Origin of the sequence: Rhizobium sp. RSm-3, assembly GCF_001854685.1 — a bacterium.
GTDB classification, from domain to species: domain Bacteria; phylum Pseudomonadota; class Alphaproteobacteria; order Rhizobiales; family Rhizobiaceae; genus Rhizobium; species Rhizobium ecuadorense.
The window spans coordinates 1-12,173 of sequence record NZ_MAWZ01000001.1 but is presented as its reverse complement, the minus strand read 5'-3'; the positions used below and the strand labels follow the sequence as shown (position 1 = coordinate 12,173).

Annotated in this window: 6 protein-coding genes and 1 tRNA gene; 6 read left to right on the top strand and 1 reads right to left on the bottom strand. The window is 60.3% G+C overall.

Going from position 1 to position 12,173, the window contains the following annotated elements:
- Positions 1 to 25 precede the first annotated feature (25 nt).
- From BBJ66_RS00035 to BBJ66_RS00010, 6 genes are all read left to right on the top strand, one after another.
- Positions 26 to 2,083, top strand: a complete 2,058-nt coding sequence (locus BBJ66_RS00035; RefSeq protein WP_049731359.1) for a hypothetical protein — start codon at positions 26 to 28, stop codon at positions 2,081 to 2,083.
- Between the two features lie 25 nt (positions 2,084 to 2,108).
- Entirely contained in the window at positions 2,109 to 4,448 is a 2,340-nt protein-coding gene (locus tag BBJ66_RS00030; protein ID WP_049731338.1) for a type I secretion system permease/ATPase, read from the top strand.
- 20 nt (positions 4,449 to 4,468) lie between these two features.
- The gene (locus BBJ66_RS00025; protein WP_049731339.1) at positions 4,469 to 5,818 is read left to right on the top strand and encodes an HlyD family type I secretion periplasmic adaptor subunit; all 1,350 of its coding nucleotides are present in this window, start codon (positions 4,469 to 4,471) and stop codon (positions 5,816 to 5,818) included.
- A 124-nt stretch (positions 5,819 to 5,942) separates the two neighbouring features.
- Positions 5,943 to 6,434 carry a hypothetical protein gene (locus tag BBJ66_RS00020; RefSeq protein ID WP_049731340.1) on the top strand — a complete coding sequence of 164 codons (492 nt, stop codon included), beginning with the start codon at positions 5,943 to 5,945 and terminating at the stop codon, positions 6,432 to 6,434.
- Between the two features lie 259 nt (positions 6,435 to 6,693).
- Complete coding sequence (locus BBJ66_RS00015) at positions 6,694 to 8,337, top strand: GNAT family N-acetyltransferase (RefSeq protein ID WP_049731341.1); 1,644 nt, start codon at positions 6,694 to 6,696, stop codon at positions 8,335 to 8,337.
- A 133-nt stretch (positions 8,338 to 8,470) separates the two neighbouring features.
- Positions 8,471 to 11,848 (top strand): DEAD/DEAH box helicase, encoded by a 3,378-nt coding sequence (locus BBJ66_RS00010; protein ID WP_071084040.1) that lies wholly within the window; start codon positions 8,471 to 8,473, stop codon positions 11,846 to 11,848.
- Between the two features lie 233 nt (positions 11,849 to 12,081).
- Here the strand turns inward: BBJ66_RS00010 and BBJ66_RS00005 are convergent.
- Positions 12,082 to 12,158, bottom strand: a tRNA-Met gene (locus BBJ66_RS00005).
- Between the last annotated feature and the right edge of the window lie 15 nt (positions 12,159 to 12,173).

Below are 12,173 nucleotides of genomic sequence, written 5' to 3'. Positions count from 1 at the left end.
TCATTTCGAATGGGAGGGCCGAACCATGCATATCGAGAAGATTTCGGAAATCATTGCGCACTTCATCGGTCTCTTCGAGATGACCACCGAAGAGATGAGGGCGCGCACCAAATATGCCGAAGGCGCAGGTCCTGGCGAAGATGGACCGGCTCTGCCCGATCAGGACGCTTTTACCTCAGCCTTCTCGTCCAATCTGCAGCTCAAGGACTACGATCCCGGTATCATCTACAACAGCGGCAGTTACGAGATCGAATTCGGTCCGGCGCGCCATTTGGGCCGCGTCTTCGAAGAAAGCCTCGAGAAACTGGCGGCGATTGCCGCAAAGGACATCCCGTTACCGCATTTCGGCTCGCCCACGGATATCGTGCTATCGGATGAGCCGGAGCTGAATGTCTTTGCCGGGCCTGGGTCGTCGATCAGCCATGTGCTCCAGGTCAACGTGCTTTACGACGACGACTATCTCGACATGACGGACGGCATCCATGCTGCCCGGGACACGAGTTTCGTGATCGAGCGGCTGGCGGAGTTCAGCACCGCGGCCGAACTCTACACGCCTTTTTCGGACCTCCACCGAACCGATACCTATGATGGCGCGCTGAAAATCGCCCAGGATATCGAAAACTATATCCAGAACGCCAAGAATACCGAGGACGGCAAAGACAGTGAAGATAGCGGCGACAGCGAGGCAACCCCGCTTAGCGCCGACGCCACGCATGATTTCATTCGCATCGACCCCGAGGTCAACGGCGCCGTCTACATCAACGGCAAGGTCGAGGCCGATATACCTGTGCTCGATGATTTCCTGCCCGACCGCGGCCTTGCGAAACTCCCGGAAGAGCCCGACGACAGCAATTCATCCGTCGAGCAGACCGACCCGGGCGGCAACAGCCTTGACGTGACCGCCGGTGCGAACGTCGTCGTCAACGTCGCCTCGGTGATCAATACCGGCGTCATCGCCTCGGTCACCGCTGTGATGGGCAACTACCACCAGGTCGACGCGGTTTCCCAATCCTTTGTCTACAGCGATCATGACGAGATCGCCTCGGCGCTGTGCTCATCCGGCTATTCGGCCGAGGAGGCCGGAACCGTCGCCAAGAATATCGCCGTGTTCCAACAAAGCACTTTCGAAGCATCGAGCCACGCCGAAACCGACGCGGCCGATCCGACGTTCCCGACCAGCTGGCGCGTCAGCGTCATCGACGGCGACGTTTCCTTCGTACAATGGGTCGAGCAGTATCACTTCATCAGCGACAACGACACGATGACGGTTACCACCTCGGGATCCGAAACCACGGTTCTGACAGGCGGCAATACCTCCATCAACTTCTCCTCCTTTTTCGGCATGGGCATGCAATATGATCTGGTGATCATCGGCGGGAATGTGCTCGACATCAACAGCATCACGCAGATCTCGCTGCTCTACGACAATGACTGGGTACGGGCGGAAAACGACGCCGATCCCGGCGCCGACATTGAAACCGGCAACAACCTGATCTGGAATTTCGCCTCGATCCACAATGTCGGGACGGGCAGCTTCGAGGCGATGCCGGACTATATGGTCGAAGCGCAGAAAGCGATCGAAGATCACGATCCCAATATGCCGGAAGGGCTGTCGTTCGATGCGAATTTCCAGGGATATGCCGGGCTCAACGTGCTCTACATCACCGGCAATCTCTACGACATGACGATTATCAAGCAGGTGAGCATCCTCGGTGATTCCGATGATGTGACCCTGGCGGCATCGACGCTCATCGAGAACAATCCCGATGCCACTGTTACGATCGACACCGGCAGCAATGCGGTCATCAACATCGCCGAGATCGTCGACTACGACAGTTTCGGCGACACCACCTATCTGGCAGGCCAGCTCTATTCGGACGCCATCCTCATTCAGGGCGGGCTGGTGGAGCATGATACGACACAGCCGCAACCGGCCGACGACAGACTTGCCAACGAAGTCATCGCCTTCCTCGATGACGACGATCCCGCGGGCGGCGATTCCGCTGATGGCGTCATCAATGCCGGGCATGATCTTTCGTGGTCGTCGGGGCATCCCGACGTCATGCAAGCCATGGTCGCGTGACCTTAAGGATCGCGGAGGAATCACGATGAACCAGATTTCCAAACAGATGTTTGCAGCAGGCAGCGCCCTCGATCTCAGATCGGGCAATATTCCCTCCGCTGCTCCTTCGGAAGCGAAGACGACCAATCTGTGCCTCTCTGCGATCGATGAGGCGGTCGAGAACCTTCGCCGGCTCAGCGGTAGCGCCTCTCCATCTCCATCGCCATCTCCCGATCGAAGCAAAGAGGTGGCCGAAGTTGCAGCAAGCGAAGCTGCCGATATGGCGCGCTCAGGCATCGTGCAAGCGCCTCTGCCGCAAAAGATGGTGACAACGGAAGCCTCGCCGGACGCCGCAACGAAGGCAGAAACGGCACCTCCTGCAGCGATGCTGCAGGGCTCGATGCCAGCAAAACCGGTGGAAGTAAAACCGATCGAAGCGGCCCAGCCGCCGGTCGAAGCGCGGGCGGCGCCGGAAAGGCCGAAGGAGGAGACCGAGCTCAAATCGAACCCGACGATGCCCTTCGGCAAAACCATCGATGGCGAGAGGGGTCCGATCAGCGAGAACGACAGGCGGCTGCGCAGCGGCGGCGGCGGCAACGGCAAAAATTCCGATCCCGGGGGCGGCGGGGGCGGGGGCGGAGGAAGTGGCGGCGGATTTCACAAGCGCAGCGAGCCTGTGAATTTCGCCGCCAGCCTCTCGCGCGGCATGGCGGCGGTCCGACGCAACATGGTTGTCGTGATGATGTTCACGATCGCCATCAATGTGCTTCTGCTGGCTATCCCGCTCTATCTGTTCCAGATATCCGACCGGGTGCTGACCAGCCGCTCGATCGACACGCTCGTCATGCTCTCGATCGCCGTGCTCGGCGCCGTGCTGCTGCAGGCCTTCATGGATTCGGTGCGTCGCTTCATCCTGATGCGCACCGCAGTGGAGCTCGAAGTGCAGCTCGGCGCACCGATCCTCAGCGCCGCGGCGCGGGCATCGCTGCATGGCAGCGGCAAGGACTATCAGACGCTGCAGGACCTGCAGCTGCTGCGCGGCTTCCTGACGTCAGGCACGCTGATCGCGTTTCTCGATGCGCCGCTAATGCCGCTCTTCGTCGTGGTCGTCTATTTCGTGCATCCGCATCTCGGCATCATCATCCTCACCTGCTGCGCGGTGCTTTTCCTGATCGCCTATCTGAACCAGAAATTCACCGCCCGCCAGTTTGCCGAATCCAACGGCTATCTCAGCCGGGCCAATTTCCACCTCGATTCCATGTCGCGCAATTCGCAGATCATCAACGCAATGGCGATGATCCCCGAGGCCGTGAAGATGTGGGGCCGGGAAACCGCGGGCTCGCTGAAATCGCAGGTCGAGGCGCAGGACCGCAACATCATCTTCTCCGGCATATCGAAGGCCTGCCGCATGATCACCCAGGTTACCCTGCTCGGCTGGGGTGCGCATCTGTCGCTCGCCGGCGAGCTGACCGGCGGCATGGTGATTGCGTCCTCGATCATCTCGGGACGGGCGCTGGCGCCGATCGAAGGCGCCATCGAAGGCTGGCACCAGTTCAACCGCTCGGCCGCCGCCTATTCCAGGATCAAGAGCCTGCTCTTGAACTCCCCGTTGAACTTCCCGCGTCTGCGCCTTCCCAACCCCGAAGGCCGGCTCGATGTCGAACGCATTCTCTTCGTGCCGCCGCCGCAGAAGAAGGTCATTCTCAACGGCATCTCCTTCTCGCTCAAGAAGGGGGAATCGCTGGCGATCATCGGCAATTCCGGATCCGGCAAGACGACGCTCGGCAAGATGCTCGTCGGCTCGATCGTGCCCACATCGGGCAGTGTGCGCCTCGACCTGATGGATCTGCGCAATTGGGACCAGCGCCAGTTCGGCGAAAGCATCGGTTATCTGCCGCAGGACGTGCAGCTCTTTCCCGGCACGATCAAGGCCAATATCTGCCGCATGCGCGACGACGTCGAGGATCGCCAGATCTACGAGGCCGCGGTGCTGGCCGACGTGCACGAGCTCATCGCGGGCTTCCCGCAGGGCTATGAAACCATCGTGGCAGCCGACGGCGCTCCGCTTTCCGGTGGCCAGAAGCAGCGCATCGCGCTTGCCCGCGCCTTCTTCGGCAATCCCAAATTCGTGGTCCTCGACGAGCCGAATTCGAACCTCGATACCCAAGGTGAGGCAGCCCTTGCCAAGGCGCTAATCCACGCCAAGAAGCAGGGCATCACCACCGTAACCATCACCCAGCGCCCGGCTCTGCTCCAATGCGTCGACAAGATCCTCGTGCTCAAGGAGGGCACTGTCGCCATGTTCGGCGAAAGGATCGAGGTGCTGCAGGCGCTTTCCAAGAACAACGGCAATAACGGTCAACAAGCACCGCGCATCGAAGGGTGAACGACATAGGGGTGAACGACATGGGACGGAAAAATCAGGAGACGGCCGGTCCGGCGCAGCTCGAATGGTATAGCGACGTGCCGCGCTCGATCCGGATGCACAGCATCGTCGGCCTGACGGTTCTTTTCTCCTCGTTCGGAGGCTTCGGCTACTGGGCAGCGACCGCACCGCTCGCCTCTGCTGTCATCGCGCAGGGGAGCTTCGTTGCAACGGGCAACAACAAGATCATCCAGCATCTGGAAGGCGGCATCATCAGGGAAATGCGCGTCAGTGAAGGCGACACGGTGAAGGAAGGCGATGTCCTCTTGACCCTCGACACCACCGCATCCCGTTCGAACGAACGGATGCTGCAGCTACGCCGCCTGCGCCTGGAAGCCGTCGTCGCAAGGCTCCGCGCCGAGGCACAGGGCCTGCGCAAATTCCAGTTTCCCGATATCGTGACGAAAGAGGCGAGCGACCCCGACATCGGCGCGATCATCCAGAGCCAGAACGTCGTCTTCCACAGCAAGCAGATCAAACTCGAAGAGCAGCTCAACCTGATCGAGAAGAACATCAAGTCGCTGGAATACCGTTTCGCCGGCTATAAAGGCCAACGAGAATCCTTTGAAAGGCAACTGGCGCTGCTGACCGAGGAACGCGATTCCAAGGCCAGGCTGGTCAAGGTCGGCTATATGCGCAAAACCGATCTGCTGGCGATCGAGCGGGCGATCGCCGACGCGATGGGCGACATTTCTCGCCTGAACGGCGAGCTCAACGAGAGCGAGGCAGAGGTTGCCAAGTTCCGCCAGGAAGCCATCATTGCCGTCAATTCCAACAAGCAGGCGGCGCTCGATGCGCTCGAGACCGCCGAATCCGATCTGGACAGCGTGCGCCAGCAGATGCGTGAGGCTGCCGGCGTGCTGGAGCGCACCACCATCCGCTCACCGGTGACGGGTACGGTGGTGCGCTCTTATTTCCACACCGCCGGCGGCGTCATCACGACGGGCAAGCCGATCATGGAAATCCTGCCGGCGCACGTGCCGCTGATCCTGGAAGCGCAGGTGCTGCGCACCTCCATCGACCAGCTGCGCGAGGGAGAAACGGCCTCGATCCGTCTGACGGCGCTCAATCGGCGAACGACGCCAGTGCTGGAGGGCAGGGTCTTTTACGTCTCGGCCGACTCGATCGAGGAAAATTCGGGGGTTTCGGTCAAGGACGTCTATATCGTGCGCGTCCAAATTCCGGATTCCGAGATTGCGCGGGTGCATAATTTCCATCCCGTTCCCGGCATGCCGGCCGAAGTGCTGATCCAGACGTCGGAACGCACCTTCTTCGAATATATCAGCAAACCAATCACCGACAGCATGTCCCGGGCTTTCAAGGAACGCTGACCGCGGCGATCGCAAACGACGGCGATCCGCTGGATATAAAGGATGTGTCTGTTGTTCTGATATGGTATCGGCATGTATCATCCCTCCGGGATGGATCATCCCCTTTGGGGAAGAAAGGGCGAGCATGGCGGCAATGTCCGATGTCCTCCTGCGGGTCGGGCGCCTGAACTATGTCTGGACGAATACCGAAAGCCTGCTGATCTACATCATCGCCCATCTGCTGCGGGTCGAAAAGGATGCGGCAATCGTCGTCTTCCTGACCCTTAACACGACACGGGCACGGATCGATCTCGTCGAACGGCTTGCCAAACTCGCCTCGACCTCACCCTCGGACCGCAAGGCAATCCTTTCAGCCATGTCGCGGCTGAAGAAAGAATCCAAGACCCGCAACAAGTACAACCACTGCATCTATTCCTTCGACGAGAAGGGGGAGATTTCGAGCACGCAGCTGATGCGGCTGGTCGAGGACGACAAGGAGATCCGCTACGGCAAAGTCGAGCAGATGGATGCACGCGAGATCGACCTTCTGGAGAAGTCGATCGCCGAAATCGTCGCCATCAGCCGGGCGCTCTGGGCCTTCATCCATGCGAGCCCACAGATCTCCGGCGAGCTCTGATCTAATCCTTATGTATGGGGCGTCGCCAAGCGTGGAACACGTTCGGGCGACATGAAGCGAAGCGGGCCATGCAATGCGGCACGACGAGCACTATGGCTTTGAATTTTCAACAGAAACAAAGTCGTATTTTAGATTATTTGCCGGCTCAAGACTAATCCTATTTAAGCCCTTCAATTCATCCGGACGGTTTATTTGAAGATCGATGTTTCGCATTAGAATGAAAGCTCCCGAGTAACGTATGGGGTATTGGGGGGCGGACATGCGCATAGATATCATCGACACCATTGCCGGGTTCGAGGCGGTACGCGACAACTGGGATCAGGTCTTCACGGATGATCCCGATGCGCAGCATTTCCTCTCCTGGATCTGGCTGAAGAATTATCTTTCCCGCCGGCGCCGCTGGTTCGTACTCGCCCTTCGCGAACGCGATCCGGAAGCATCCTATGTGGCTTTTTTTCCCTTGCGCCTGATCACGCATCTGAACGAAAAGACCGGGCAATTCTACGACGAGATCATGATGGCTGGCAATTTTGCGGCCGATTATACCGGCTTCATCGTCAGGCCGGATTACGAGCATCATGCCATTGCCGGCTTCGCCTCGTTTCTCAAACATCAGAATTGGACGGACCTGAAGCTCGAATATTTCTGTGGCCCAGCCGGGCGGCGCGAGAAGATGATCGAGGCGCTGAAGGGGCCGGAGGTGATGTTTCGCGACAGCTCGCCGAAAAACAGCGAAAATATCGATAATACGATCTGCCCCATCGTTCCCCTGCCAGCAAGCTTCGACGATTATCTCGACCAGCGCATGAGCAGCCAGACGCGCCAGAAGCTGCGGCGGTTTCTGCGCAAGGTCGAAGGAGACGATATTTACCGGATCACGATGGCGAGCCCCGCGACCATCGAGCGCGACCTGGACATCCTCTTCAATCTCTGGCGGACCAAGTGGAGCGCCCGCAAAGGCACCGAGCGGACCGAGCGACTGATCATCACCACGCGCGAAATGCTGATGGACTGCTTCAACAGCGGCAACCTCGACGTGCCAGTCTTCTGGCATGGCGACCAGCCGCTCGGCGCGCTGGCGAATATCGTCGACCGGCAGAAGAAGGCAGTCCTGTTCTATATCACCGGCCGCGACGAGACCTGGAAGACGCCGTCTCCCGGTCTCATCCTGCATGGCTATTGCATCCGGCGGGCGATCGAGCACGGCTTCAAGACCTACGACTTCCTGCGCGGAAACGAGCCCTATAAATATATGTTCGGGGTCGAGGAACGACGGATCAGCTGCACCCTGTTCCGCACCCGCAACGGCCAGAATCTGCATGGCACGCTCAACCCGCGCAGTGTTCGTTTCGTCTACGAACAGGCGCTCGACATGTACCGCAACGGCGCCCGCGGGAAAGCCGAGATCGCCTTCAATCAGGTCCTGCAATCGGTTCCCGGCCATACCGGTGCGGAATTCGGGATCGCCAATCTGCTGTTTGACCGGGGCAAGCTGACGGAGGCGCTGGCTGCCTATAAGGCCCTCGCCGAGCAAGCGCCCGATCCGACGCCGATCCGGATGCGGCTTGGCGACACGCAGCTTGCCCTGCATCAATACGACCAGGCCGCGGAGACGTTCCGCCGGGTCGGCGAGGTCGGGCCGCATCTGATCCAGGCGCACTACAAGCGTGGCATCGCTCTTGCGGCCAGCAAACGGCTGGCCGAGGCGGAGGCCGTTTTCGCCGCGATCCGGGACGTGCATTCGGACGATCCAGCCGCACTCGACTATATCGCCAAGGCAAATGCCGCCCTCGAACGGATCCAGGCGAGCGCCGAGCCCGCGCCTCACAAGACCGATGTCGTGCCCGAGACCCTCGCCCGCTGGAACCGACTCGGCGAACGACGCCGGCCGCGGCTGCACTGACGAGATACCTGCCGGCGGCGTAAATGTGCTCGGGCGGTTTCTGGACGCCCAGCCGCCATGGTCTTTGATTTTGAGCTGCGATCGTTGCTAAAAGAGGCGCAAGCCTATTTTGCAACTCCTCAGTTGGAAACTCATGCAGACCAATGCAGATGGCGCCGAAAGGGAACGGCTTCTGGCCATTCTCGACTTCTGGCACAAGATCGAGTTCTTCATTCCCTACGATCTCTCCAGCCGTATCGTCGCAGGTGAAGGGCGAAGTGTCTTCTGGTTGCATGCCAAGACACTCGACGATGACAGTGCCGGGCTCAGCCGTCCAGCAATCCCCGAGGAGAAGCAGATCACGGGTTTTACCCTGTTCCTCGGCGTTTTCGGCAAATCCGAAATTACGTCTGTCCGCCAGCACTTCGACCGCGTTGCGGCCGATATCGCCGAATATGAGGATGCTGAACGCGGCGATCTCGATGGCGATACCTGCTTTGCCAGCCTGCAGCTGACGCCGCTGGGGCAGCCGATTTTCGAAACATTTTCCGTTTCGACGCTTCCATGGGCTCTGGGACGCGTGCGTAAATCGGGGCTCGCCTCGCTCAGCCACGAGGCGTTTGCCGACAGCAAGCGGCAGCTGACGGAATTGCTTCAGAATTTTCGGGCGCAGCGGCAGCTGAGATCTTCATCCCTCGATGACGATGCCGATCAGCCGCTCGATGCCAGCGAAATCCTGACGCTGCATGAATTGCTCTGCGATTGGGCGGGCTTTGCCGCGCGTCAGGAGAAGCCCGTCGCCGCCGTTGAAATACGCTACAAAGACAGGGCGGAACGGCCTGACGTTCTTTCGTTGCCGCCGCAGCAGGAGGGCCATGCCCCCGATGCCGACGACGAGGAGGATGAGCGCGCAAGTGTCGAGGAAGAGATCGGCATCCTGAACAGCTTCTTCATCGAGGACATCGAGCGGGCGATGATGCGCGTCAAACACGGCGATATTCCCGAGCCGCTCAGGCGATATCTCACCCCGCTTGCCCCGGAGAGGCGGATCGACCTCTATTCGGAGGATGGGCGGAAGGCGATCGTTCGGGCTCTACACCCCGGAAATCTCAACCGCGGACGCTGGCTCAGCGAACCTCATCACGCGATGAGCCTCATGCAGCAGTTCGCGATCAATTCGGCCATCGGCGAGCTTTCGGAAACCGGGCTTTTCTCGGTCAACGGGCCACCGGGGACGGGAAAGACCACCCTGCTTCGCGACATGTTCGCGGAGAATCTCGTTCGGCGCGCCCGCGTGCTCTCCTCCTTGAAGGCGGCGCGCGATGCCTTTGACGGATCGCCGCGCCGCGCCACCTTCGCAGACCGCAGCACCGCCTCGATATCGGCGCTGATCCCGGCCCTTACCGGTTTCGAAATGGTCGTCGCCTCCTCCAACAATGCAGCGGTGGAGAATATTTCGCGCGACCTTCCCAAGCGGAGTTCGATTGCCAGGGCGTCTTCACTCGAATATCTGCAGACGATCGCACACAAGATCGCTTGCCAAAAAGACAATGGCGCCGCTGTCAAACTTTCCGACGGCGACCGTCCATGGGGGCTGGTCGCCTGTGCGCTCGGCAACGCCAGGAACCGCCGAGCCTTCAAAGAACGTTTCGCCTTCATGGAAATCGCCGAAAGGCCAAACCCCGGCTGGTCAGGTGCGGCAAAGCCGCAAACCATCTGGGAATGGCGAGAGGGTTACGAGGGGCCGAGCTTCGCCGAAGCATCGTCGGCCTTTCGTGCCGCCGACGACCGGGTTCGCGACAAGATCGGTCAATATGCACGCTATGCCGATCTCCGTGACGACATCAGCCTGGCTTCGCAGGATGCATTCTGCGGCGACGCGCTTCAACGGGTCGGGACAGCCGCCGCCGAACTTCGGCGCGCGCAGGAGCGCTGCGATATGGTGGCGGCCGAAATGCTTCGGATCAGGCAAGGATTGTCGGATCTGAAGGAGGAGGAACAGCTGCTCGACCGCAGCGCGCCTGCGTGGTGGGAGCGAGTGCTGCCCAACACTCCCGCCCGGCAGCATCGGCAGGATGTCGGCGCCAATGCGCGCCGGCAGCTGGACTTGCGCAAGGCGCTGGCGGACTGCGAGCATCGTCTTACGAAAACCCATGAACCTCAGCTGGAACAGGCTTTGCGGGAACATGAGCGGGCCGAACAGGCACTGCGGTCACGGCAGAATATCTGGGTGAGGAAAAGAGAGGAACTCGACGGTCTGGGCGAGGTTCTCGGTCATCCCGCCATACCCGGGTCTCTCGCCGATCTCGAGACCGACCGGTTCCAGATCGGCGGCCTCTGGCATCAGGACGAGCTGGCAGGTCTGCGGTCGGCATTGCTGGAAGCAGCGTTGACGCTGCATCAAGCATGGCTGGCGGAGGTTGGCAGGAAAGGCCGCGGTTTTGGCGGAAACATCGTCGCCATCAGCAAACTCCTGTCCAACAACAGTCCCGTCGATGACGCGCACATTGCATTGATCTGGCAGAGCCTTTTCATGATCGTTCCCATCGTCTCGACGACCTTCGCCTCCTTCGCCCGGCAGTTCCGCGGGCTTGAAGCCGGTTCGATCGGCTGGGTCTTCATCGACGAGGCCGGTCAGGCGGTGCCGCAAGCGGCGGTCGGGGCTTTGCTGCGGGGGCGCCGCGTCATGGCGATCGGCGATCCCCATCAGATCGAACCGGTCTTTATCCTTCCGAGCACCCTGATCACCGCCGCTTCGGCTCTTTCACCCCACACGGCGGCAGGACAATATTCGCCGAACCGGGCGTCGGTGCAGATGCTCGCCGATGCCGCCAACCGCTATGGAACGACGGTTCAAAGCGAGGAAGCGGACGGGCTCTGGATCGGCTGCCCTCTCAGGGTGCACCGGCGCTGCATCGATCCGATGTTCGGCCTTGCCAACCGGATCGCCTATCAGAACAAGATGGTATTCGGGCTGGATAGTCGCCGCCCGGCCGGCGACGCACCGCCGTTTTATGGCGACAGCGCCTGGATCGACGTCAGGGGCAGGGTATCGGGCAAACAGACCGTTGCCGAACAGACGGACTTCATCGTCGGCGTCCTCACTGCCACCTATCGCCGCGATGGCACATTGCCGGATCTCTATATCATTTCGCCCTTCAAGGAGATCAAAAACAGCCTGAGGCAGTCTCTGGTCCATGCGTCATGGGTCGATCGCCACGGGAATATGCGTTCACCATCGAAACTGTCACGGTGGCTGCGGGAGCGGATAGGAACGGTGCATACCTTTCAGGGCAAGGAGGAAGACATCGTCTTCATGGTGCTCGGCGCCGATGCCGAGCATAGCGGGGCCGCTGCCTGGGCGGCATCGAAGCCGAACCTTCTGAATGTGGCGCTGACACGCGCCAAACGCCGCTGCTATATCGTCGGCGACCGCACTCTCTGGCAAAGCTTGCCTTACTTCAGGGAGACTGCGAATGCCTTGGAGACGATGCAGGCAGCAGAATTCCTGGCCCGGAACGGGCTGGACTGAAGCTGCGCGCGCTGAGTTCTATCCCGACCACGGTGCAGAAACGCAAAAACCCGCCGAGAGGCGGGTTTTTTGCGGAAGTAAAGATTGGTTGCGGGGGCAGGATTTGAACCGTCCTTCGGACCCTTCAGGTTATGGTGAGCTCTTGCGAACGAGGAGCTACCATCGCAAGCGAAGATGAAGTCTTCGCGCCAGCGCTAGCTGATCTGAGTAGCTTGGCATAGAATAAAGGAATTTGGTTGCGGGGGCAGGATTTGAACCTGCGGCCTTCAGGTTATGAGCCTGACGAGCTACCGGGCTGCTCCACCCCGCGCCATGGCAAGTCGTT

What these genes read in the sequence shown, in the direction of transcription:
- BBJ66_RS00015 (WP_049731341.1), top strand. Translation starts at nt 6,694, where the DNA reads ATGCGCATAGATATCATCGACACCATTGCCGGGTTCGAGGCGGTACGC.
- BBJ66_RS00010 (WP_071084040.1), top strand. Translation starts at nt 8,471, where the DNA reads ATGCAGACCAATGCAGATGGCGCCGAAAGGGAACGGCTTCTGGCCATT.
- BBJ66_RS00025 (WP_049731339.1), top strand. Translation starts at nt 4,469, where the DNA reads ATGGGACGGAAAAATCAGGAGACGGCCGGTCCGGCGCAGCTCGAATGG.
- BBJ66_RS00020 (WP_049731340.1), top strand. Translation starts at nt 5,943, where the DNA reads ATGGCGGCAATGTCCGATGTCCTCCTGCGGGTCGGGCGCCTGAACTAT.
- BBJ66_RS00030 (WP_049731338.1), top strand. Translation starts at nt 2,109, where the DNA reads ATGAACCAGATTTCCAAACAGATGTTTGCAGCAGGCAGCGCCCTCGAT.
- BBJ66_RS00035 (WP_049731359.1), top strand. Translation starts at nt 26, where the DNA reads ATGCATATCGAGAAGATTTCGGAAATCATTGCGCACTTCATCGGTCTC.